The 22952-nt window shown below is 70.7% G+C and carries 23 protein-coding genes; 21 read left to right on the top strand and 2 right to left on the bottom strand.

What is annotated here, in order from left to right:
• Positions 1 to 56 precede the first annotated feature (56 nt).
• The 3 genes from ABIA32_RS23400 to ABIA32_RS23390 all read left to right on the top strand — a co-directional run bounded on the left by ABIA32_RS23400 (position 57) and on the right by ABIA32_RS23390 (position 2291).
• Entirely contained in the window at positions 57 to 728 is a 672-nt protein-coding gene (locus ABIA32_RS23400; RefSeq protein ID WP_370098786.1) for a dihydrofolate reductase family protein, read from the top strand.
• Positions 729 to 738: 10 nt separating this feature from the next.
• Positions 739 to 1512, top strand: coding sequence for an SDR family NAD(P)-dependent oxidoreductase (locus tag ABIA32_RS23395; RefSeq protein ID WP_370098783.1), 774 nt, complete (start codon positions 739 to 741; stop codon positions 1510 to 1512).
• 74 nt (positions 1513 to 1586) lie between these two features.
• Complete coding sequence (locus ABIA32_RS23390) at positions 1587 to 2291, top strand: hypothetical protein (RefSeq protein ID WP_370098781.1); 705 nt, start codon at positions 1587 to 1589, stop codon at positions 2289 to 2291.
• An 81-nt stretch (positions 2292 to 2372) separates the two neighbouring features.
• Here ABIA32_RS23390 and ABIA32_RS23385 read toward each other — a convergent pair whose 3' ends face one another.
• Complete coding sequence (locus tag ABIA32_RS23385; protein ID WP_111503609.1) at positions 2373 to 2876, bottom strand: transcriptional regulator; 504 nt, start codon at positions 2874 to 2876, stop codon at positions 2373 to 2375.
• A 395-nt stretch (positions 2877 to 3271) separates the two neighbouring features.
• Between ABIA32_RS23385 and pyrR the strand changes: the two genes are divergently transcribed.
• The 16 genes from pyrR to ABIA32_RS23305 all read left to right on the top strand — a co-directional run bounded on the left by pyrR (position 3272) and on the right by ABIA32_RS23305 (position 20380).
• Positions 3272 to 3832, top strand: coding sequence for a bifunctional pyr operon transcriptional regulator/uracil phosphoribosyltransferase PyrR (gene pyrR / locus ABIA32_RS23380; protein ID WP_370098778.1), 561 nt, complete (start codon positions 3272 to 3274; stop codon positions 3830 to 3832).
• Positions 3829 to 4809, top strand: coding sequence for an aspartate carbamoyltransferase catalytic subunit (locus ABIA32_RS23375; RefSeq protein ID WP_370098775.1), 981 nt, complete (start codon positions 3829 to 3831; stop codon positions 4807 to 4809). Before pyrR ends, ABIA32_RS23375 begins: the two co-directional genes overlap by 4 nt.
• Positions 4806 to 6095 carry a dihydroorotase gene (locus ABIA32_RS23370; protein ID WP_370098772.1) on the top strand — a complete coding sequence of 430 codons (1290 nt, stop codon included), beginning with the start codon at positions 4806 to 4808 and terminating at the stop codon, positions 6093 to 6095. The genes ABIA32_RS23375 and ABIA32_RS23370 overlap by 4 nt, the downstream gene beginning before the upstream one ends.
• A complete protein-coding gene (locus ABIA32_RS23365) occupies positions 6092 to 6712 on the top strand; it encodes a hypothetical protein (RefSeq protein ID WP_370098769.1) in 621 nt (206 codons plus the stop codon). The genes ABIA32_RS23370 and ABIA32_RS23365 overlap by 4 nt, the downstream gene beginning before the upstream one ends.
• A complete protein-coding gene (gene carA, locus ABIA32_RS23360) occupies positions 6712 to 7869 on the top strand; it encodes a glutamine-hydrolyzing carbamoyl-phosphate synthase small subunit (protein WP_370099090.1) in 1158 nt (385 codons plus the stop codon). Before ABIA32_RS23365 ends, carA begins: the two co-directional genes overlap by 1 nt.
• The gene (gene carB / locus ABIA32_RS23355) at positions 7862 to 11167 is read left to right on the top strand and encodes a carbamoyl-phosphate synthase large subunit (protein WP_370098766.1); all 3306 of its coding nucleotides are present in this window, start codon (positions 7862 to 7864) and stop codon (positions 11165 to 11167) included. Before carA ends, carB begins: the two co-directional genes overlap by 8 nt.
• A gap of 156 nt (positions 11168 to 11323) precedes the next feature.
• Positions 11324 to 12418 (top strand): quinone-dependent dihydroorotate dehydrogenase, encoded by a 1095-nt coding sequence (locus ABIA32_RS23350; RefSeq protein ID WP_370098763.1) that lies wholly within the window; start codon positions 11324 to 11326, stop codon positions 12416 to 12418.
• A gap of 50 nt (positions 12419 to 12468) precedes the next feature.
• The gene (locus tag ABIA32_RS23345) at positions 12469 to 13320 is read left to right on the top strand and encodes a dihydroorotate dehydrogenase electron transfer subunit (protein WP_370098760.1); all 852 of its coding nucleotides are present in this window, start codon (positions 12469 to 12471) and stop codon (positions 13318 to 13320) included.
• Position 13321: 1 nt separating this feature from the next.
• The gene (locus ABIA32_RS23340) at positions 13322 to 14290 is read left to right on the top strand and encodes a dihydroorotate dehydrogenase (RefSeq protein ID WP_370098758.1); all 969 of its coding nucleotides are present in this window, start codon (positions 13322 to 13324) and stop codon (positions 14288 to 14290) included.
• Positions 14291 to 14304: 14 nt separating this feature from the next.
• On the top strand, positions 14305 to 15189 hold the full coding sequence (gene pyrF, locus ABIA32_RS23335) for an orotidine-5'-phosphate decarboxylase (protein ID WP_370098755.1): 885 nt from the start codon (positions 14305 to 14307) through the stop codon (positions 15187 to 15189).
• A 288-nt stretch (positions 15190 to 15477) separates the two neighbouring features.
• Positions 15478 to 15801, top strand: coding sequence for an integration host factor, actinobacterial type (mihF, locus tag ABIA32_RS23330; RefSeq protein WP_370098752.1), 324 nt, complete (start codon positions 15478 to 15480; stop codon positions 15799 to 15801).
• A gap of 105 nt (positions 15802 to 15906) precedes the next feature.
• A complete protein-coding gene (gmk, locus tag ABIA32_RS23325; RefSeq protein WP_370098749.1) occupies positions 15907 to 16464 on the top strand; it encodes a guanylate kinase in 558 nt (185 codons plus the stop codon).
• A gap of 45 nt (positions 16465 to 16509) precedes the next feature.
• Positions 16510 to 16776, top strand: coding sequence for a DNA-directed RNA polymerase subunit omega (rpoZ, locus tag ABIA32_RS23320; protein WP_037606426.1), 267 nt, complete (start codon positions 16510 to 16512; stop codon positions 16774 to 16776).
• 128 nt (positions 16777 to 16904) lie between these two features.
• The gene (coaBC, locus tag ABIA32_RS23315) at positions 16905 to 18113 is read left to right on the top strand and encodes a bifunctional phosphopantothenoylcysteine decarboxylase/phosphopantothenate--cysteine ligase CoaBC (protein WP_370098745.1); all 1209 of its coding nucleotides are present in this window, start codon (positions 16905 to 16907) and stop codon (positions 18111 to 18113) included.
• Between the two features lie 202 nt (positions 18114 to 18315).
• Complete coding sequence (metK, locus tag ABIA32_RS23310; protein WP_370098742.1) at positions 18316 to 19524, top strand: methionine adenosyltransferase; 1209 nt, start codon at positions 18316 to 18318, stop codon at positions 19522 to 19524.
• Between the two features lie 457 nt (positions 19525 to 19981).
• Complete coding sequence (locus tag ABIA32_RS23305) at positions 19982 to 20380, top strand: transglycosylase SLT domain-containing protein (protein WP_370098739.1); 399 nt, start codon at positions 19982 to 19984, stop codon at positions 20378 to 20380.
• A gap of 19 nt (positions 20381 to 20399) precedes the next feature.
• Here ABIA32_RS23305 and ABIA32_RS23300 read toward each other — a convergent pair whose 3' ends face one another.
• Positions 20400 to 20828 (bottom strand): CBS domain-containing protein, encoded by a 429-nt coding sequence (locus ABIA32_RS23300; protein ID WP_370098736.1) that lies wholly within the window; start codon positions 20826 to 20828, stop codon positions 20400 to 20402.
• A 64-nt stretch (positions 20829 to 20892) separates the two neighbouring features.
• Between ABIA32_RS23300 and ABIA32_RS23295 the strand changes: the two genes are divergently transcribed.
• Together ABIA32_RS23295 and ABIA32_RS23290 are read left to right on the top strand one after the other, a co-directional pair.
• A complete protein-coding gene (locus tag ABIA32_RS23295; RefSeq protein ID WP_370098733.1) occupies positions 20893 to 22440 on the top strand; it encodes an HD domain-containing phosphohydrolase in 1548 nt (515 codons plus the stop codon).
• Between the two features lie 98 nt (positions 22441 to 22538).
• Complete coding sequence (locus tag ABIA32_RS23290) at positions 22539 to 22835, top strand: hypothetical protein (protein ID WP_370098730.1); 297 nt, start codon at positions 22539 to 22541, stop codon at positions 22833 to 22835.
• The last annotated feature ends 117 nt before the right edge of the window (positions 22836 to 22952 follow it).

Genomic DNA, 22952 nt, shown 5'->3' with positions numbered 1-22952 from the left:
TCGGTCGGCCGCGTCGCGCACGCGCGCTGTCGGAGCCCGGTGCTTTGATGGACCGTATGGCGAAACTACGCGCGCACAACATCTCGGTCTCGCTGGACGGCTACCTGGCCGGTCCCGACCAGGCGCTCGACGCCCCGCTCGGGGTCGGCGGCCAGGCGCTGCACGAGTGGGTCTTCGCCACGCGCTACGGGCGGCGGATGATCGGCCAGGACGGCGGCACCGAGGGCGTCGATGACGCCTTCCTCGCGCGCGGGGACCAGAACATCGGCGCCACCGTCATGGGCCGCAACATGTTCGGGCCGGTCCGCGGGCCGTGGCCGGACGAGGAGTGGACGGGCTGGTGGGGCGAGGAACCCCCGTACCACCACCCGGTCTTCGTGCTGACCCACCATGCTCGCCCGCCCCTCGCGATGAAGGGCGGCACGGTCTTCCACTTCGTCACCGACGGCCTGGACGCCGCGCTCGACCGGGCGTTCGAGGCTGCGGGCGGGGCGGACGTGAGGGTCGGCGGGGGCGCGGCCGCGCTGCAGCAGTGCCTCTTCGCCGGAAAGCTGGACGAGCTGCACATCGCTCTGGTGCCGGTGCTGCTGGGCCGGGGCGAGCGCCTCTTCGAGCACCTCGACGGCGGTCCTGAGGGCTATGAGTGCGTCGAATTCGTGAGCTCCCCGAGCGTGGCGCACCTGCGTTTCGAACGGACCGGCCGCCGCGCTCAAGCACCCTCCCAGTAGCGTGAGCGCCATGCGGACTGCACTCATCACCGGCGCCAGCGCCGGCATCGGCGCGGCCTTCGCCCGCCGCCTCGCCAAGGACGGCCACGGCCTGGTCCTGGTCGCCCGCGACCGTGCCCGACTCGACGCCTTCGCCGACGCACTCGCCAAGGAGCACGGCGTTCCGACCGAGGTGCTCACCGCCGATCTCGCGACGGAGGCGGGCATCGCCGCCGTCGAGGCGCGGCTGACCGATGCCGAGCGGCCGGTGGACCTGCTGGTCAACAACGCGGGCTTCGGCTTCAAGAAGGGCTTCCTCGACGTCCCGATCGAGGACGAGCTGACGATGCTCAAGGTCCACATCGAGGCCGTGCTGCGACTGACGCGCGCCGCGATCCCCGGCATGAGCGAGCGCGGCAAGGGCTACGTCGTCAACGTCGCCTCCGTCGCCGCGTTCGTGCCGCGCGGCACCTACGGCGCGAGCAAGTCCTGGGTCGTCCAGTTCACCGCGGGCGCGAACCGCGACCTCGCCGGAACGGGCGTCCGGCTCCAGGCGCTCTGCCCCGGCTTCACCCGCACCGAGTTCCACCAGCGCGCGGCGATGGACATGTCCCGGGTGGGGGAGTGGCTCTGGCTCGACGCCGACTACGTCGTGGACCAGTCGCTCCGCGACCTCGCCCGGGGCAAGTCGATCTGCGTCCCCTCCCGCCGCTACCAGGCGCTGGTCGCGCTCTCACGGAAAGCGCCACTCGGCGCGCTCGGCGGCATGTCGAATCGGATGGGACGCCGACCCACGGAACGTTGAACCGAGAACCCCTGCCGGAGCGTCGTTCCCGGCGCTACATTGGCGCGCCACCAAGCGAGTCCGACGGGGGAACGATGAGCGAGCTCTACGACGCCGGCATACCTGCCTGCCCCAACTGCGGGCAGGCGGACCGGGTCCAGGGGGTGCCCGCCGTCTACCGGGCAGGCGTGGACACCGTCTCGGTCCACGTCCCGAGCACAGACGAGCGCATGGCCCACACCGAGCAGCGCACGGTCACCACCGCCCTCGCTCGGTCACTCGCTCCCGCACCCGATGCGGTGCAGCTGGGTCGCGGCTGCCTCGGTGCGCTGCCGTTGGGCTGCCTGGGTTTCCTGCTGCCGCTCGCCGGCGTCGTGGCCTACGTGGTGGCGGTGGGGGCGGGGCACTGGCGCGGCGATCCGCCGCAGGACTGCACGCCGCAGTTCTCCGGCCCCGACAACTGCAACATCCCCGCCACCCCCGCAGACCTGACCCCGCACGGAACCTACGCCTGGCTGGGCTGGCTGGGCGTTCTCCTCGTGCTGATCGGGCTGCTGCTCGTGGTCGGGCTGATGCTGCGGCTGCGGCTGGTGCGACTCGGCTTCCGCCGTAGGCTCGCGGGCCGACCGCAGGCGGAGGCGGTCTGGTCGCGCGGCTGGTACTGCGCGCGCTGCGGCACCGCGCACTTCAGGGCCACGCCGAGCGAACCCTCCCGGCCGCTGAGCCTCGGCGAGTTCCGGCAGATCGTCTGGAACGCCGGGGGCTACGGGGACCTCGTCGCCCGGTACCCGGTCGTCTGAGCGACGCAGAAGCGGCAGGGTCCCTTCCCATGCGGGAGGAACCCTGCCGCAACGTTTCTGCGGATCAGGCGGTCAGCGCGCTCAGACCGAGTCGTCCTCGCGGACCGCGCGGCGCGCGTCCGGGTCCAGGACGCCCCAGCTGATCAGCTGGTCGACCAGGAGCGAGGCCGGCTGGTCGTAGATGACGGCCAGCGTGCGCAGGTCGTCCTGGCGGATCGAGAGGACCTTGCCGTTGTAGTCGCCGCGCTGGCTCTGGATCGTCGCCGCGTAGCGCTGGAGCGGGCCCGCCTTCTCGGAAGGGACCTGCGCCAGGCGCTCGAGGTCGAGCACCAGGCGCGGCGGGGGCTCCGCCGCACCGCCGGGGGTGCTGCCGGGAAGCAGCTCCTGTACCGGGACGCCGTAGAACTCGGCCAGCTCGGCGAGGCGCTGGACCGTCACCGCGCGGTCACCGCGCTCGTAGGAGCCGACGACCACGGCCTTCCAGCGGCCCTGGGACTTCTCCTCGACGCCGTGCAGGGAGAGCCCCTGCTGGGTGCGGATCGCGCGCAGCTTGCCGCCAAGCTGTTTCGCGTAGTCGCTGGACAATGTGTCTCCCCGGACGTAAGTGCAAAGCGAGTGCTTGTGATCACGTGCTTCGCCTGGCCTGTAGCGGCCCGGGACGGCGCGAACCCGGCACAACATTGGGCGCTTCGTCGCCTGGCCGTAACTGAGTGTGAGGTTACGCAGAGTGATATGCGTTCGTCAAGCCGAACGAGGCAGTCGTGCGACCCCCCGCGTGGTGGCAGCCTCCCCCTCGCCCCGCCGCAGGTCGGCGGGGGTCCGGCGCGGCGTGCGGTGATCGCCCTGGTAGGGTGGACGGCGGTTCCCGGAGTGCACACTCCCAGGCTTCCTTCAGCTTTTGGAGATGCGCACCGGGTGCTCCACCCGTAGACATCCTTTAAGGCCCGTCCCGTGAGGCGGGGAAGGAGGTCGGCTTCGGCATGACCACAGCTGCCCAGCGACAGGTACTGGACCAGGGCGACATCGCCCGTTCCCTCACCCGGATCGCCCACGAGATCGTCGAACGCGCCAAGGGCGCCGACGACGTCGTCCTCCTCGGCATCCACACCCGCGGCGTCCACCTCGCCCGCCGCCTGCACCGCAAGCTCGCCGAGATCACCGGCCGCGAGATCCCGTTCGGGACGCTCGACATCACCATGTACCGGGACGACCTGCGGCTCAAGCCCGCTCGCGCCCTGGAGCACACCGAGATCCCGTCCGGCGGCATCGACGGCAAGCTCGTCGTCCTGGTCGACGACGTGCTCTTCTCCGGCCGCACCATCCGCGCCGCCCTCGACGCGCTCGGCGACATCGGCCGCCCGCGCGCCGTCCAGCTCGCGGTCCTGGTCGACCGAGGCCACCGCGAGCTGCCCATCCGCGCCGACTACGTGGGCAAGAACCTGCCCACTTCGCTGCGCGAGTCCGTGAAAGTGAAGCTGGACGAGACGGACGGCGTCGACGCCGTCCTGCTCGGCGAGTCGGAAGCGAGTGCAGCCAAGTGAAGCGCCACCTCATCTCCACCGCGGACCTGACCCGCGAGGACGCGCTGCTGATCCTGGACACTGGCGAGCAGATGGCCCAGGTGTCCGCGCGCTCGGTCAAGAAGCTGCCGACGCTGCGTGGCCGGACGATCGTCAATCTCTTCTTCGAGGACTCGACCCGCACCCGCACCTCCTTCGAGGTCGCCGAGAAGCGGCTCTCCGCCGACGTCATCAACTTCTCCGCCAAGGGCTCCTCGGTCTCCAAGGGCGAGAGCCTCAAGGACACCGCGCTCACTCTCCAGGCCATGGGCGCCGACGCGGTCGTCATCCGACACAGCGCCTCGGGCGCGCCCAAGCTGCTGGCCGACTCCGACTGGTTGCACGGAAGCGTCGTCAACGCCGGTGACGGCACCCACGAGCACCCCACCCAAGCCCTGCTCGACGCCTTCACCATGCGCCGCCACCTCAACCCGGGTGTCGGCCACGACCTCGCGGGCCGCAGGGTAACCATCGTCGGTGACGTCCTGCACAGCCGCGTGGCCCGCTCGAACGTTCACCTGCTGCACACCCTCGGCGCCGAGGTCACCTTGGTGGCCCCGCCGACGCTGATGCCCTACGGCGTGGAGACCTGGCCCTGCCAGACCTCCTACGACCTGGACGCCGCGCTCACCAAGGCCGACGCGGTGATGATGCTGCGCGTCCAGCGCGAGCGGATGAACGCCGCGTTCTTCCCGACCCAGCGCGAGTACACCCGCCGCTATGGCTTGGACGCCCGCCGCCTCGCGCTGATGCCGGAGCACGCGCTGGTGATGCACCCCGGCCCGATGGTCCGCGGCATGGAGATCGAGTCCACCATCGCCGACTCCGACCGGGCGGTCATCGTGGAGCAGGTCGCCAACGGCGTCAGCGTCCGCATGGCCGTCCTCTACCTGCTGCTCGGCGGTTCCGAGCCTGCGATCACCACCACGTCCGCGATGCCCGAGGAGCTCAGCAAGTGACGCACTACCTGATCCGCAACGCCCGCATCCTCGGCGGCGACCCGCAGGACATCCGCATCGCCGACGGCCTGATCGCCGAGATCGGTACCGGTCTCGCCACGCAGGACGGCGAGCAGGAGATCGCGGCCGACGGCCTGATCGCTCTGCCCGGCCTGGTCGACCTGCACACCCACCTGCGCGAGCCCGGCCGCGAGGACGCCGAGACCGTCTACACCGGCACCCGCGCCGCGGCCAAGGGCGGCTTCACCGCGGTCCACGCGATGGCCAACACCTTCCCCGTCGCAGACACCGCCGGCGTCGTCGAGCAGGTCTGGCGGCTCGGCCGCGAGTCCGGCTACTGCGACGTGCAGCCGATCGGCGCGGTCACCGTCGGCCTGGAGGGCAAGCAGCTCGCCGAGCTCGGCGCGATGGCCGACTCCGCCGCGCAGGTCCGGGTCTTCTCCGACGACGGCAAGTGCGTCGACGACGCGGTGATCATGCGCCGCGCGCTGGAGTACGTGAAGGCCTTCGGCGGCGTCGTCGCTCAGCACGCGCAGGAGCCGCGGCTGACCGAGGGCGCGCAGATGAACGAGGGCATCGTCTCCGGCGAGCTCGGGCTGGCCGGCTGGCCGGCCGTCGCCGAGGAGTCGATCATCGCCCGCGACGTGCTGCTCGCCGCGCACGTCGGCTCGCGCCTGCACGTCTGCCACCTCTCGACGGCCGGTTCGGTGGAGATCATCCGCTGGGCCAAGTCGAAGGGCTGGGACGTCACCGCCGAGGTGACCCCGCACCACCTGCTGCTGACCGACGAGCTGGTCCGCTCCTACGACGCGGTCTACAAGGTCAACCCGCCGCTGCGCACCGAGGCCGACGTGCTGGCCCTGCGTGAGGCACTGGCCGACGGCACGATCGACATCGTCGCCACCGACCACGCGCCGCATCCCGCCGAGGACAAGCAGTGCGAGTGGTCCGCGGCCGCGATGGGCATGGTCGGCCTGGAGACCGCGCTCAGCGTCGTGCAGAGCGCGATGGTCGACACCGGCCTGATGGGCTGGGCCGAGGTCGCCGAGCGGATGTCCGCCAAGCCGGCCGCGATCAGCGGGATCCCCGGCCACGGCCGTCCCGTCTCGGTGGGCGAACCGGCCAACCTGGTGCTCTTCGACGCGGACTACCGTGGCCAGGTGAACCCGGACTCCTTCGCCACCCGCAGCCGCAACACCCCCTACCGGGGCCTGGACCTGCCCGGACGCGTCGTCGCCACCTTCCTGCGCGGCGAGGCCAAGGTTCTCGACGGTGAGCTCGTATGAGACTGACGATGATGGCTGAGGCTCCGCACTCCGCTCCGGTCACCCACGTGGGTGATCTGATCGGCTGGACCATCGGCATCCTGCTGGTCATCGCGCTCGTCTACTGGCTGATGCGCCAGGGCTGGCAGTGGCGCCGGACGGTCCAGTCCGGACTGCCCGTGCCCGGCGCCGTGCCGAGCCGGACCACCGAGCCCGTCCTGGAGCTCGAGGGCCGCTACGCGGGCACCACCACCGCAGGCAACTGGCTGGACCGGGTCGTCGCCCACCGCCTCGGCGAGCGCAGCCTCGTCGAGCTGACCCTCAGCGCCGAGGGCCTCAAGGTGGTCCGCCCCGCGTCGCAGAGCTTCTTCATCCCGGTCGGCGACCTGCGCGGCGCCCGCCTGGACAAGGGCATCGCGGGCAAGGTCTTCCCCGAGGGCGGCCTGCTGGTCGTCACCTGGGAGTTGGGCGGCAAGCAGCTCGACTCCGGCTTCCGGGGCGACCACTCCGCCGAGCACGACAACTGGGTCACCGCGATCGAGGTCATGATCAGGGCACACGACAAGGTGACTCACCCGAACGACGTGAACAAGAGCGCTGAGCTTGATGTGAACGACAAGAACGTGGAAGGCGCATGATGACCGCACCGGCATCCACCCCCACGGCACGACGCCGCCAGCGCGTCGCTGCCGCCTACGTCCTTGAGGACGGCCGGATCTTCCGCGGCCAGGCCTACGGCGCGGTCGGCGAGACCTTCGGCGAGGCCGTCTTCAACACGGGCATGACGGGCTATCAGGAGACCCTGACCGACCCCTCCTACCACCGCCAGATCGTGGCGATGACCGCCCCTCAGATCGGCAACACCGGCGTCAACGACGAGGACCCGGAGTCGTCCCGGATCTGGGTCGCCGGCTACGTCGTGCGCGACCCCAGCCGGATCCCCTCCAACTGGCGTGCCAAGCGCTCGCTGGACGAGGAGCTGACGACGCAGGGCATCGTCGGCATAAGCGGCATCGACACCCGCGCGCTCACCCGCCACCTGCGCGAGGCCGGCGCGATGCGCGCCGGGATCTTCTCCGGCCCCGCCCTCGCCGACGACGCGACCATGCTGGAGCGTGTCCGCCAGGCCCCGCAGATGGAGGGCGCGGACCTGTGCGGCGAGGTCGCCACCGACGAGGTCTACGTCGTCCCGGCCATCGGTGAGAAGCGCTTCACCGTCGCCGCACTCGACCTCGGCATCAAGGGCATGACCCCGCACCGGATGGCCGAGCGGGGCATCGAGGTGCACGTGCTGCCCGCCAACGCCACCGCCGAGGACGTCTACGCCGTCAACCCCGACGGGGTGTTCTTCTCGAACGGCCCCGGCGACCCGGCCACCGCCGACGGCCAGGTGGCCGTGCTGCGCGAGGTGCTGGGCCGCAGGACGCCGTTCTTCGGCATCTGCTTCGGCAACCAGCTGCTCGGCCGCGCGCTCGGCTTCGGCACCTACAAGCTGAAGTACGGCCACCGCGGCATCAACCAGCCGGTGCAGGACCGCACCACCGGCAAGGTCGAGGTCACCGCGCACAACCACGGCTTCGCCGTGGACGCGCCGCTCGACCGCGTCTCCGAGACGCCCTTCGGGCGCGTCGAGGTCTCGCACGTCTGCCTGAACGACGACGTGGTCGAGGGCCTGCAGTGCCTGGACCAGCCCGCGTTCAGCGTCCAGTACCACCCGGAGGCGGCGGCCGGTCCGCACGACGCCGCCTACCTGTTCGACCGCTTCTTCGCTCTGATGGAGGGCCAGCGTGCCTAAGCGCACCGACATCCAGTCCGTTCTGGTCATCGGTTCCGGCCCGATCGTCATCGGCCAGGCGGCCGAGTTCGACTACTCCGGCACCCAGGCCTGTCGCGTCCTCAAGGCCGAGGGCCTGCGGGTGATCCTGGTCAACTCCAACCCGGCCACGATCATGACCGACCCGGAGATCGCCGACGCCACCTACGTGGAGCCGATCACTCCCGAGTTCGTCGAGAAGATCATCGCCAAGGAGCGCCCCGACACGCTGCTGCCGACCCTGGGCGGCCAGACCGCGCTCAACACCGCGATCTCGCTGCACGAGTCCGGCGTGCTGGAGAAGTACGGCGTCGAGCTGATCGGCGCCAACGTCGAGGCGATCAACAAGGGCGAGGACCGCCAGCTGTTCAAGCAGGTCGTCGAGGCCGTCAAGGCCAAGATCGGCCACGGCGACTCCGCCCGCTCGGTCATCTGCCACTCGATGGAGGACGTCCTCGCGGGCGTCGAGACGCTCGGCGGCTACCCCGTCGTCGTCCGCCCCTCCTTCACCATGGGCGGCGCCGGCTCCGGCTTCGCCCACGACGAGGAGGACCTGCGCCGCATCGCCGGACAGGGCCTGACGCTCTCGCCGACCACCGAGGTGCTCCTGGAGGAGTCGATCCTCGGCTGGAAGGAGTACGAGCTGGAGCTGATGCGCGACAAGAACGACAACGTCGTGGTCGTCTGCTCCATCGAGAACTTCGACCCGATGGGCGTGCACACCGGCGACTCGATCACCGTCGCTCCCTCGATGACGCTGACGGACCGTGAGTACCAGGCGCTGCGCGACATCGGCATCGCGGTCATCCGCGAGGTCGGCGTCGACACCGGCGGCTGCAACATCCAGTTCGCGGTCAACCCGGACGACGGCCGGATCATCGTCATCGAGATGAACCCGCGCGTCTCCCGCTCCTCGGCGCTCGCGTCGAAGGCGACCGGCTTCCCGATCGCGAAGATCGCGGCGAAGCTGGCCGTGGGTTACACGCTCGACGAGATCCCGAACGACATCACCGAGCAGACCCCGGCCTCCTTCGAGCCGACGCTCGACTACGTGGTCGTCAAGGTCCCGCGCTTCGCCTTCGAGAAGTTCCCCTCGGCTGATGCCACCCTCACCACGACCATGAAGTCGGTCGGCGAGGCCATGGCGCTGGGCCGCAACTTCCCCGAGGCGTTGAACAAGGCGCTGCGCTCGCTGGAGAAGAAGGGCTCGCAGTTCGACTTCGTCAGCGAGGTCGGCGAGAAGGCGGACCTGCTGGTCAAGGCTGCGATCCCGACCGACGGCCGGATCAACACCGTCATGGACGCGATCCGCGCCGGCGCGACGCCGGAGGAGATCTTCGACGCGACGAAGATCGACCCGTGGTTCGTCGACCAGCTCTTCCTGATCCACGAGATCGCCGAGGAGCTCGCCGAGGCCGAGAAGCTGGACCCGGAGCTGTTGCGCCACGCCAAGCGGCACGGTTTCTCGGACCAGCAGATCGGCGAGATCCGCGGTCTGCGCGCCGATGTGGTTCGCGAGGTTCGGCATGCGCTGGGGATTCGCCCGGTCTTCAAGACCGTCGACACCTGCGCCGCCGAGTTCGCCGCGAAGACCCCGTACTTCTACTCGTCCTACGACGAGGAGAACGAGGTCGCGTCGCGTACCAAGCCCGCGGTCATCATCCTGGGCTCCGGCCCGAACCGTATCGGCCAGGGCATCGAGTTCGACTACTCCTGCGTCCATGCCTCCTTCGCGCTGAGCGACGCGGGCTACGAGACAGTGATGGTCAACTGCAATCCGGAGACCGTCTCCACCGACTACGACACCTCCGACCGGCTCTACTTCGAGCCGCTCACCCTGGAGGACGTGCTGGAGATCGTCCACGCCGAGGAGCAGGCGGGTCCGGTCGCGGGCGTGCTGGTGCAGCTGGGCGGCCAGACCCCGCTGGGTCTCGCCCAGGCGCTCAAGGACAACGGAGTGACGATCGTCGGCACCTCGCCCGAGGCGATCCACCTCGCCGAGGAGCGTGGCGCGTTCGGCCGCGTGCTGGCCGAGGCCGGGCTGCCCGCGCCGAAGCACGGCACGGCGTTCTCCTTCGAGGAGGCCAAGGCGATCGCTGACGAGATCGGCTACCCGGTGCTGGCGCGTCCCTCGTACGTGCTGGGCGGGCGCGGCATGGAGATCGTCTACGACGAGCCCTCGCTGGCTGACTACCTCAAGCGCCACGCGGGCCTGATCTCCGAGCACCCGGTGCTGATCGACCGCTTCCTCGACGACGCGATCGAGATCGACGTCGACGCGCTCTTCGACGGCGAGGAGCTCTACCTCGGCGGCGTGATGGAGCACATCGAGGAGGCCGGCATCCACAGCGGCGACAGTGCATGCGCGCTGCCGCCGATCACGCTGGGCGGCTTCGACATCAAGCGCCTGCGGGCGGCCACGGAAGGCATCGCGCGGGGCGTGGGCGTGCGCGGGCTGATCAACATTCAGTTCGCCATGGCCGGGGACATCCTCTACGTCCTGGAGGCCAACCCGCGTGCCTCGCGGACCGTGCCGTTCACGTCGAAGGCGACGGCGGTGCCGCTGGCGAAGGCCGCGGCGCGGATCTCGCTGGGCGCGTCCATCGCGGACCTGCGCGGCGAGGGCCTGCTGCCCAAGGAGGGTGACGGCGGCACGCTGCCGCTGGACGCGCCGGTCGCGGTCAAGGAGGCCGTGATGCCGTGGAGCCGCTTCCGCGACATCCACGGTCGCGGCGTCGACACCGTGCTCGGCCCGGAGATGCGCTCGACCGGTGAGGTCATGGGCATCGACTCGGTCTTCGGCACGGCATACGCGAAGTCGCAGGCGGGCGCGTACGGCGCGCTGCCGACGAGCGGGCGGGTCTTCGTCTCGGTGGCCAACCGGGACAAGCGGAACCTGGTCTTCCCGGCGCGGGCGCTGGTCGGTCTCGGTTTCGAGATCCTGGCGACGAGCGGGACGGCGGAGGTTCTCCGCCGGAACGGGATCGACGCGACGGTGGTGCGCAAGCACAGCGAGGGCCAGGGGCCCGAGGGTGAGAAGACGATCGTCCAGATGATCCACGACGGGGAGATCGACCTGATCATCAACACCCCGTTCGGGACGGGCTCGCGCCTCGACGGGTACGAGATCCGGACGGCGGCGGTGTCGCGGTCGGTGCCGTGTCTGACGACGGTCCAGGCGATGGGCGCGGCGGTCCAGGGCATCGACGCTCTGCTGCGGGGCGAGGTCGGGGTGCGGTCCTTGCAGGAGCATGCCGCGCTGCTCAACGCTTCGAGGTAGTTGCAACACCTAAAGGGGCGCGGGGAACTGCGCGAGCAACCACCCTGTGCGGATGGCCCTGCTCGTTCGGGGACTCACCACGTCGGTGGCTTGTCGCGCAGTTCCCCGCGCCCCTGGGCAGTCTCCTCCGCACCTCTGAATCAAAGGCTGCACCTCGTGTACAAGCTGTTCTTCAATCTCGTCTTCAAGCGGCTGGACCCGGAGAAGGCCCACCACATGGCCTTCTTCTGGATCCGGCTCGCCTCCTCGATCCCTGGGCTGAGGACCTTGGTTGCCTCCGTCCTTGCGCCGCGCGACCCGAAATTGCGGGTCAAGGCTCTTGGGCTCGACCTGCCCGGCCCCTTCGGTCTGGCCGCCGGGTTCGACAAGAACGCCGTCGGGATCGACGGGCTGACCATGCTCGGCTTCGACTACGTCGAGATCGGCACCGTCACGGCCCAGGCGCAGCCCGGCAACCCCACGCCGCGCCTCTTCCGCCTCATCGAGGACCGCGCGCTGGTCAACCGGATGGGCTTCAACAACGAGGGCTCCGCCGCCGTCGCTGCCCGGCTGGCCGCGCGGCCCAAGAGCGGTGCCGTCGTCGGGGTGAACATCGGCAAGACCAAGGTCGTGCCCGAGGCCGAGGCTGTCGGTGACTACGTCACCAGCACTGAGCGGCTCGCTCGCCACGCCGATTACTTCGTCGTCAACGTCAGCTCGCCGAACACACCCGGTCTGCGTAATCTCCAGGCCGTCGACCAACTGCGTCCGTTGCTGAGCGCCGTACGCGAAACCCTCGACGCGCAGACGAACGGCCACGTGCCGCTGCTGGTCAAGATCGCGCCGGACCTCGCCGACGCCGACATCGACGCCGTCGCGGACCTCGCGCTGGAGCTGGGGCTGGACGGCATCATCGCCACCAACACCACCATCGGCCGCGAGGGCCTGCGCACCGACGCCGCCAAGGTCGAGGCGGCCGGCGCGGGCGGGCTCTCGGGCGCGCCGCTCAAGGCGCGCTCGCTCGAGGTGCTGCAGCGGCTGCACGCCCGGACCGAGGGGCGGCTCACGCTCGTCTCCGTCGGCGGCATCGAGACCGCCGCCGACGCCTGGCAGCGGATCCTCGCGGGTGCGACCCTGGTCCAGGGCTACTCGGCGTTCATCTACGAGGGCCCGTTCTGGTGCCGGAGGATCCACAAGGGACTTTCGGCCCTGCTGGCTGCCAGTCCGCATGCGACCCTTGGGGACGCGGTCGGCGCTGCTGCCCGCAGCTGACGGCGACCGACCCGAGCGGCCCGAGCGACGGAGAGAGGCGAGCAGGCGCGATGGCACACCCGCTGCAACGACAGGCCGAGATCGTGGAGCTGTCGCCGGTCGGTGGTTACCACCGGCTGGTGCTGCGGGCGGAAGGGATCGCCGAGCGCGTCCTGCCCGGCCACTTCGTCGCCGTCGCCGTCGGCGGGCCGGACTCGTCGATGCTGCTGCGCCGGGCCTTCTCCATCCACCGTGCCGACCCTGCCGCCGGGACCATCGAGATCGTCTTCGCCGAGTCCGGGCGCGGCACGCGTGAGCTGGCCCGCTGCCGGGTCGGCGACACGCTCGACATCGTCGCGCCGCTCGGCAACGCCTTCCCGGTCCCGAACGGGCCCGTCTCCGCGCTGCTCGTCGCGGGCGGCTACGGCAGCGCGCCGTTGTTCGGCGTGGCGGACCTGATCCGGGCTCAGGGCGGCTCGGTCGGCTTCATCCTGGGCGCGGCCAGCGGCGACCGGCTCTTCGGCGTCGAGGAGGCCCGCGCGCTCACCCCCGACGTGCTGGTGACCACCGACGACGGCAGCGTCGGGATACGGGGTCAGGTGACACTCCCGCTCGCCGAGGCCATGCGGGCCATAGAGGCGAGGGTCGTCTACGCCTGCGGGCCGATGGGCATGCTGCAGTCCGTCACCGAGACCGCCACGGCCGAGGGCGTCCGCTGCTTCACCGCCGTCGAGGAGGCCATGGCCTGCGGCGTCGGCGTCTGCATGACCTGTGTCCTGCCCGTCGTCGGCGACGACGGCGTGAGCCGCTTCGCGCGCGCCTGCGTCGAGGGCCCGTGCTTCGACGGCTCGCGCGTCCGTTGGGACGACGTGGGCACGATTCCGGCCGACATCGAGGGCGCCGCGGCGATGGGAGTGCACTGAGATGGCCACCACCCCGACTCCGCTCACGCCGGAGGCCGTCGACCTGACCGCGCCCTTCGGCGGCGGCACGCTGCCCAACCCGGTGAGCACCGCGTCCGGCTGCGCCGGCTACGGGCGGGAGATCGCCAAGTTCCAGCCGCTCGCCGAGCTGGGCTCGATCACCACCAAGACGATCATGCCCTACCCGCGTTCCGGACGGGCCACCCCGCGTATGGCCGAGACGCCCAGCGGGATGCTCAACTCGATCGGCTTGCAGGGCTCGGGCATCGAGCACTTCGTCGAGCACGAGCTGCCGTGGCTGGCCGAGCGCGGCGCGCGCGTGCTGGTGTCGATCGCGGGGGAGCGGGTCGAGGAGTTCGCGGAGTGCGCGCGGCTGCTGAACGGGCAGCCGGGCGTCGTCGGCCTCGAGGCCAACATCTCCTGCCCGAACGTCGCCAACCGCGGCCTGGTCTTCGCCTGCAACCCGGCCACCTCCCATGACGTGGTCCAGGCGGTCCGCGAGGTCACCGACCCCGCCCTCCCCGTCTACGCCAAGCTGACGCCCGACGTCACCTCGATCACCGACATCGCCAAGGCCTGCGTCAGGGCCGGCGCGGACGGCCTGTCGATGATCAACACTCTGCTCGGGATCGTCATCGACACCGACACCCTGCGCCCGCATCTCGCCGGGACCACCGGTGGGCTCTCCGGACCGGCGATCCGTCCGGTCGCCGTCCGCTGCGTCTACCAGGTCCACGCCGCGATGCGGGCCGGCGAGTTCGCCGCCGTGCCGATCCTCGGCATGGGTGGGATCCGCAGCGGGCTGGACGCCCTGGAGTTCGTGCTCGCGGGCGCGTCCGGCGTGGCTGTCGGCACCGCGATCTTCAACGACCCCGGCGCGCCGCTGCGCGTCCTGGACGAACTGCGCGCCGCGCTCGCCGCGCGCGGCTTCGCCAAACTGACCGACGCCATCGGCTACGCACACCAGTAATCCAGAGGAGAACAATGACCGCCCGCCCGTCGCCCGCCACCACCCCTGACGGTGGCGCTTCGCGCCGCAGCCTTGCGTTCGGCGCCCGGCTGCGCCAGGCCATGGACGACCGCGGCCCGCTCTGCGTCGGCATCGACCCGCACGCGTCGCTGCTGACCGCCTGGGGTCTCGGCGACGACGTGGCCGGGCTGGAGCGCTTCTCCCGCGCGGTCGTGGAGGCGCTGGCTGACCGGGTCGCGGTGCTGAAGCCGCAGGCGGCCTTCTTCGAGCGCTTCGGCAGCCGCGGCGTCGCCGTGCTGGAGCAGACCGTCGCGGACGCCCGCGCGGCCGGAGCACTGGTCCTGATGGACGCTAAGCGCGGCGACATCGGCTCGACCATGGCCGCCTACGCGGAGGCGTTCCTCGCCGAGTCCAGCCCGCTCTTCTCCGACGCGCTGACCGTCTCGCCCTACCTCGGCTACGGCTCTCTCCAGCCCGCCGTGGACCTGGCCCGCAAGAGCGGCTCCGGCCTCTTCGCCCTCGCCCTGACCTCCAACCCCGAGGGCGCCTCCGTGCAGCGCGCGGTCGGGGCGGAGGGCCGGACCGTGGCGCAGGGGATCCTCGCCCACCTGGCCGCCGAGAACGCGGGCGCCGAGCCGCTCGGTTCCTTCGGCGCGGTGGTCGGCGCGACGCTGACCGACATCGACGAGGCGGACCTGGCGATCAACGGCGCCCTGCTCGCCCCCGGCATCGGCGCGCAGGGCGCGCGGCCCGCCGACATCCCCTCCGTCTTCGGGGCCGCCGCCCGCAACGTGCTGCCCAGCGTCTCCCGCGACGTGCTCAAGCACGGCCCCTCCCTGCAGGGGCTGCGGGACGCCTCCGCACGCTTCGTCGACGAGGTCCGCGCGGCGGTGGGGTGACCTTCCGGGCGTGAAGATGTCGTGAACGGGCGGTGAGGGCGCTGAGCTGCGCTTTCACCGTCCGTTGCGGTTTGTCCGGAAATATCCCTCAAGAATGTTCCACAAGCGGTCCTGAGCAGGACTTTTCTGCTCTTTTCCCTGACGGGAGGGCTGAACAGGGGTAGTGTCCCGCGATAGGTCCTCCGAGGGAGCATGTTGCTCGTTGCTCTCGCAGGTCAGAGCCGCTAGGTTCCTCGTCGGTCCTGCACAAGTCCTGTTCCATTCATTCGAAGTACTGAGGTGAACGGCGTGGCACTTCCGCCCCTTACCCCTGAGCAGCGCACGGCTGCGCTCGCCAAGGCAGCTGAGGCTCGCCGGGAGCGCGCCGAGATCAAGAACCGGCTCAAGCACAGCGGCGCTTCCCTGCACGAGGTCATCAAGGCGGGCCAGGAGAACGACGTCATCGGCAAGATGAAGGTCTCCGCCCTGCTGGAGTCGCTTCCGGGTGTCGGCAAGGTCCGGGCGAAGCAGATCATGGAGCGTCTCGGCATCTCCGAGTCGCGCCGGGTCCGCGGTCTCGGCACGAATCAGATCGCTTCACTGGAGCGCGAGTTCGGCGGCGTCTCCTCCTGATCCTTGACCGACTGTCCTGATCCTCGACCGACTGGATCTTCGGCCGGTCCGAGCTCGGGAGCACCGGTGGTTCGAGAACCCTCGCGGTTACTGGATAATCGGTGCATGAGTGAACGTCCGCGGCTGACCGTGCTCTCCGGCCCTTCGGGGGTCGGCAAGAGCACGGTCGTCGCTCATATGCGCAAGGCACACCCGGAGGTCTGGCTCTCCGTCTCCGCCACCACCCGCAAGCCGCGGCCGGGGGAGAAGGACGGCGTCCAGTACCACTTCGTCGACGACGACCAGTTCGACAAGCTGATCGCCAACGGCGAGCTGCTCGAATGGGCCGTCTTCGCAGGCAACCGCTACGGCACGCCGCGCCGGGCGGTGCTGGCCCATCTGGAGGCCGGCGAGCCGGTGCTGCTGGAGATCGACCTGCAGGGCGCGCGCCAGGTGCGCGAGACCATGCCGGAGGCGCAGCTCGTCTTCCTCGCGCCCCCCTCCTGGGACGAACTCGTCCGCCGCCTGACCGGGCGCGGCACCGAGGTGCCCGAGGTGGTCGAGCAGCGGCTGGCGGCGGCGCGAGTGGAGCTCGCGGCCGAGAGTGAGTTCGACACGACTCTTGTCAACACTTCCGTCGAGGATGTAGCGGGCGAGCTGCTAACCTTGATGCGTGTAGTGTGATCTTTTTTAGATCTCCCTTTTTTCTTTCTTTCGGAAGGTTCCCGCGTGTCCTCTTCGATGACAGCGCCCGAAGGCATCATCAACCCGCCGATCGATGAGCTGCTCGAGGCCACCGACTCCAAGTACAGCCTGGTGATCTACGCGGCCAAGCGCGCGCGTCAGATCAACGCCTACTACTCGCAGCTCGGCGAGGGCCTGCTGGAGTACGTCGGTCCGCTCGTGGACACCCACGTGCACGAGAAGCCGCTGTCGATCGCGCTGCGCGAGATCAACGCCGGTATGCTCACCGCCGAGGCCGTCGAGGCGCAGTAAGCGCCTCGGTTCTGTCCGGTGGATTGGAACGCCGCGGATCGTCGGATCAACCCGACGCCCCGCGGCGTTTTCGTCTGTCAGCGCGTATTTCGGCTTTCTGTCAGCTGTGGTGATCGGAGTGGGTCGGGGTGTCCGGTAAGAACGTGGTGCTCGGGGTCAGCGGTGGGATCGCCGCCTACAAGGCGTGCGAGCTGCTCCGGCGTCTCACCGAGTCGGGCCATTCGGTGCGGGTCGTGCCGACGGCCTCGGCGCTGCACTTCGTCGGCGAGGCCACCTGGTCGGCGCTGTCCGGCAAGCCCGCCTCGACGGAGGTCTGGGAGAGCGTCCACGAGGTCCCGCACGTGCGGATCGGGCAGCACGCCGATCTGCTGGTGATCGCCCCCGCCACCGCCGACATCCTCGCCAAGGCCGCCCACGGCCTGGCCGACGACCTGCTCACCAACACGCTGCTCACCGCCCGCTGCCCCGTGGTCTTCGCGCCCGCGATGCACACCGAGATGTGGGAGCACCCCGCGACGCAGGAGAACGTCGCGACGCTGCGCCGCCGCGGCGCGGTCGTCATCGAGCCAGCCGTCGGCCGGCTGACCGGCGTGGACACCGGCAAGGGCCGCTTCCCCGACCCCGAGGCGATCTTCGAGCTCTGTCGCCGCGTGCTTGCGCGCGGCACCGCCGCGGTCGCCGCCGACCTGGCGGACCGTCACGTCGTCGTCTCGGCGGGCGGCACTCGCGAGCCGCTCGACCCGGTGCGCTTCCTCGGCAACATCTCCTCCGGCCGCCAGGGCTACGCCATCGCCGCGGTCGCCGCGGCGCGCGGCGCGAAGGTGACACTGGTGGCCGCCAACACCGAGCTGCCCGACCCGGCAGGCGTGGACGTGGTCCGCGTCGGCACCGCGCTGGAGCTGCGCCAGGCCGTGCTGACGGCGGCCGCGACGGCGGACGCCGTGGTCATGGCGGCGGCGGTGGCCGACTTCCGCCCGGCGGAGTTCGTGGCCAAGAAGATCAAGAAGGTCGACGGCGTCGACCCCGCCCCGGTCGCGCTGGTGCGCAACCCCGATGTGCTGGCCGAGCTCTCGGCCGAGCGGCTGCGCCCCGGCCAGGTCGTGGTCGGCTTCGCCGCCGAGACCGACGACGCGCTCGCGCACGGTCGCGCCAAGCTGGCCAGGAAGGGCTGCGATCTGCTGGTCGTCAACGAGGTCGGCGAGGACCGTGCCTTCGGCAGCGCCAACAACGAGGCGCTCGTCCTCGGCGCGGACGGTTCGGAGACGCCCGTCCCCTACGGTCCGAAGGCGGCGCTCGCCGACACGCTGTGGGACCTGGTCGCCGCCCGATTTGCCTGACCGACCCCTGATCGGCCCCATATCGGGCCTGCCCGGGGAAGATATCGGTGTCCAGGCGTGATCCAGAACATGAGATCGGATGGACGCAAGTCGCGTTCCGTTCGTTACACTCCGGACAGTAGTTCTCCAGAAGTCTTTCCGGACCGCCGGGCAATTCCGCCCGCCCGGTTCAGTCAGCAGCCGCTGCAACCCAGGGAGCGCTGTGTCTCGCCGCCTGTTCACCTCCGAGTCCGTGACCGAAGGTCACCCGGACAAGATCGCTGACCAGATCAGCGACACCATCCTCGACGCCCTGCTCAAGGACGACCCGTCCTCGCGCGTGGCCGTCGAGACGCTGATCACCACCGGTCTGGTCCACGTCGCGGGGGAGGTGACCACGAAGGCCTACGCCCCGATCGCGCAGCTGGTGCGCGAGAAGATCCTGGAAATCGGCTACGACTCCTCGAAGAAGGGCTTCGACGGCGCCTCATGCGGCGTCTCCGTCTCGATCGGTGCGCAGTCCCCGGACATCGCCCAGGGCGTCGACGACGCCTACGAGACGCGCGTCGAGGGTGACGAGGACGAGCTCGACAAGCAGGGCGCGGGCGACCAGGGCCTGATGTTCGGCTACGCCTGCGACGACACGCCCGAGCTGATGCCGCTGCCGATCCACCTGGCGCACCGGCTCTCCAAGCGCCTGTCCGAGGTGCGCAAGAACGGGACCATCCCCTACCTGCGCCCGGACGGCAAGACCCAGGTCACCATCGAGTACGACGGCGACAAGGCCGTCCGCCTCGACACCGTCGTCGTCTCCTCGCAGCACGCGAGCGACATCGACCTGGAGTCGCTGCTGGCCCCCGACATCCGCGAGTTCGTCGTGGAGCCGGAGCTGAAGGCGCTCGCGGCGGAGGGCATCGAGCTCACCACCGAGGGCTACCGCCTGCTGGTCAACCCGACCGGTCGTTTCGAGATCGGCGGCCCGATGGGCGACGCCGGCCTGACCGGCCGCAAGATCATCATCGACACCTACGGCGGCATGGCCCGCCACGGTGGCGGCGCGTTCTCCGGCAAGGACCCGTCCAAGGTCGACCGCTCCGCCGCGTACGCGATGCGCTGGGTCGCCAAGAACATCGTCGCGGCCGGCCTGGCCACCCGCGCCGAGGTCCAGGTCGCCTACGCGATCGGCAAGGCCGAGCCCGTCGGTCTCTTCGTCGAGACCTTCGGCACCGAGACCGTCCCGGTCCTGAAGATCCAGGAGGCGGTGACCAAGGTCTTCGACCTGCGCCCCGCCGCGATCATCCGCGACCTGGACCTGCTCCGCCCGATCTACGCCCAGACCGCCGCGTACGGCCACTTCGGCCGCGAGCTGCCGGACTTCACCTGGGAGCGCACCGACCGCGTCGAGGCCCTGCAGAAGGCCGTCGCGGAGTAACCCTGCGCCACGCAGGCAACGCACACAGCGCACCCGAAGGGGGCGCCGGGCACTCGCCCGGCGCCCCCTTCCGCGTGCGGTCGGACCTGTGCCCGGGGCCGAATTCGACCGACGGAGTGTAGCGGGAGGGTGACAGTGCGCAAGGCGTGGGGTGAGCCCCGCCACACCGGGTGAAGGGCCTACTAGCGGCGGTAGGAGAGTCGGAGCCCCGGGCTATGCGTCAGATTGGCGATAAGTCTGATTTGTCCACTATGAACCATCGTAGTGAGGGGGGTTGCCCCTCCCGGGACGGCCTGCGCACAGTGGTGGAGTCAGGCCGCGCCGGACGGGCATCGCCCCCGGTCAAGGGTTCACATCCCGGCCTCGACCACCTCGCTCGACCCGCCACCGTGGCACTCCCGTGCCCGCCGCCGGGGAGCGAGGATCCTGCCCCCTAGCTCAGAGGTTCTGCTTACACATGGCTATCCGTACCCTCTCGCTGCGCACCCTGTCCGTCTCGCTCGCCGGCGTCGGCGCGCTCGCCTCGATGGCCGTTCTCGGCGTCTCCGGCCACGCTTCGGCCGCTGAGCCCTCGCAGGCGCAGACGATCGCCGCGTCCATCGTTCCCGCGGACCAGCTCGCGTCCTTCGACGCGATCATCGAGCACGAGAGCGGCTGGAACGTGAACGCGACGAACGCCTCCTCCGGCGCCTACGGCCTGGGCCAGGCCCTGCCGGGCTCCAAGATGGCCTCTGCCGGCGCCGACTGGCAGACCAACCCGGCCACCCAGATCAAGTGGTCGCTGGACTACATGAACTCCACCTACGGCAGCCCGAACGCCGCGTGGTCCTTCTGGCAGGCCCACAACTGGTACTGAGCCGGCCCTCCCAGCTGACTCACTCCTCCTCGGCGCAGATCGCGGAGACGAACTCCGCGACGCGCGCCTGCGGCAGATGCCGCGCGACGTCCGCCTCGCTGATCATGCCGATCAGCTTGTGGTCCGGGTGATCGATGACCGGAAGCCGGCGGACCCGGTGCTGCTCCATCACCCGCAGTACCTGCTCGATGTCGTCGCTGCCCTCGATGGTCAGCGGACGACCCTGTGCCAGCTCCCCGGCCGTGGTCACGGTCGGGTCGAGTCCGGCCGCGAGGCACTTCACGACGATGTCGCGGTCCGTGATGATGCCCATCAGCTTGTCGTTGTCCCCGCAGATGGGCAGTGCGCCCACACCGCGGTCCCGCATGAGCTTGGCCGCCACGGTGAGCGACTCGTGCTCGGTGACGCACTGGGCGCCCGGATGCATGATGTCCTGTGCTGTGGTCATGATGCGGCCTCCTGAGACGTGTGGCCAGCAGTCGTCTCCATCGTAGGCGTGCTAGAACGGAGACGTGGGCGCGTCCGGGCCGGGGGCGGTGAGCACGCCGGGCCCGCGGCTGGCGGAGGTGCCGGCGGCGGTGTCGCTGCTGACCGACGCCGCGATGGGCGCCGAGCCGGGGGACGCCCTGCGGGCCTGCCGGGTCGCGCTGGGCTTCGCGCAGGAGCTCGGTCTTCCCGAGCCGCAGACCGTCGACGTCTACTACGCCTCCCTGCTGCGGCACATCGGCTGCACGGCCACCGCCGGTGACGAGGCCGCGCGCTTCGGCGTCGCCGAGACGGAACTGCGGCCGCTGCTGACGGTCACCGACCCCGCCCGGCCCACCGAACTCCTCAGCTGTCTACGCCACGCCGCCGCCTCTGTCCCCCCGGGACGGCGGGCGGCGCTCGTGCTGCGCCTGGTCACCTCGGGCGGCTGGGCCACCGCCGCCCAGGGCGCGACCTGCGAGGTCGCGGCCACCCTCGCCGGACGACTCGGCCTCGGTCCCGGCGTGCGCGAGGCGCTGCTCCAGCAGTACGAGCGCTGGGACGGACGCGGCAACCCGCGAGGCCTGACGGGGGAACAGATCGGGCTCACCGCACGGATCTGCTCCCTCGCCGCCCAGGCGGTCCAGCTGACCGCGATGCTCGGACCGCAGGCAGCCGTCACGCTGCTGCGCCGCAGGGGCGCCTGGCTCGGGCCCGAACTCGTGCACCGCTTCGGCCAGTCGGGCGAGGAACTGCTGGCCAGCGCGTCGGAGGGCGACCCCTGCGGCGAAGCGCTCGCGGCCGAGCCTGGACTCCACCGACTGATCGACCCCGCCGCGTTGCCCGATGTCGCAGGCGCGCTCGGGGACCTCGCCGACCTCAAGTCGGCCTGGCTGCGCGGCCACTCACGCGGCGTCGCCGCCCTGGTGCAGCACGCGCTGCCGGGCGACGAGACGGTGGCCCTGGCCGCGCTGCTGCACGACCTCGGGCGAATCGCCGTCCCCGCCCGGATCTGGGACCGACCCGGCCCGCTGACCGAACTCGAGCGCGAGGCCGTCGAGTTGCACGCCTACCACGGCGAGCGGGTGCTGCGCCGCTGCGCGGCCTTCGCCGCCTGCGCCCCGCTGGTCGGCCGTCACCACGAGCGGCTGGACGGCTCCGGCTACCACCGCCAGCTCTCCGCCGCCGATCTCTCGCCCGAGGCGAGACTGCTCGCGGCCGCCGACAGCTTCTGCGCCCTGACCGAGGCGCGCCCGCACCGGCCGCCGTGCCTCCCCGCCGAGGCCGCCGGGCTGCTGCACAGCGAGGCGCGCGCGGGCCGACTCGACGCCTCCGCGGTGGACGCGGTACTGGCCGCCGCCGGGCAGCAGCGACGCCGTCCGCCGAGCTGGCCCGCAGGGCTGAGCGAACGCGAGGTCGAGGTGCTCCGACTGCTCGCACGCGGCTGCTCCAACCGGGACATCGCCACCCGGCTGGTGATCTCGGTGCGGACCGCCGAGCACCACGTCGAGCACGTCTATGCCAAGACCGGCGCGCGATCCCGCCCGGCCGCGGCGCTCTTCGCGATGGAGCAGGGGCTGCTGGTCGGCAGGTGACCGGCCGGTAATGGGGGATACCACCGATGCCGGACCCGCGCCCGCCGTCCACGCTGGAGGCAGTGGACAGGAAGCTGCATACCAAGGATGTGATCAGGATGTACGCACGGCTGAGCACCTACCAGGGTGACCCGATCCCGGCCGCCGCCGACCTCGCCGAGGAGAGCCAGGCCCCGCTCAAGCAGGTTCGTGAGCTCCCCGGATTCCGCGGCGTCTACCTGCTGGCGGACCGGCCGACCGGGCGGTCGCTGACGCTGACCCTCTGGGCGGACGAGGCGTCCATGCGGGCGAGCGAGGTGCGTGCCTCGCAGATCCGCGGGGAGAGCCACGCGCCGGACACCGCGGTCGTGTCGGTCGAGCGCTTCGAGATCGGCTTCGTCCAGCTCGAGGCCTGAGCACGGTCGAGGGGCCAGCTCCGGCTGCCGTTCCGCCCAGGCCAGGCCGAGCTCCCGTCCGGAGCACTCCATGAAGATCGCCTTTGTCGGCAAGGGCGGCAGTGGCAAGACCACGCT

It is taken from the genome of Streptacidiphilus sp. MAP12-20 (assembly GCF_041262525.1).
Lineage (GTDB): Bacteria > Actinomycetota > Actinomycetes > Streptomycetales > Streptomycetaceae > Streptacidiphilus.
The sequence above is the reverse complement of the archived record's forward strand: the minus strand, read 5'-3'. Positions and strand labels throughout refer to the sequence as shown.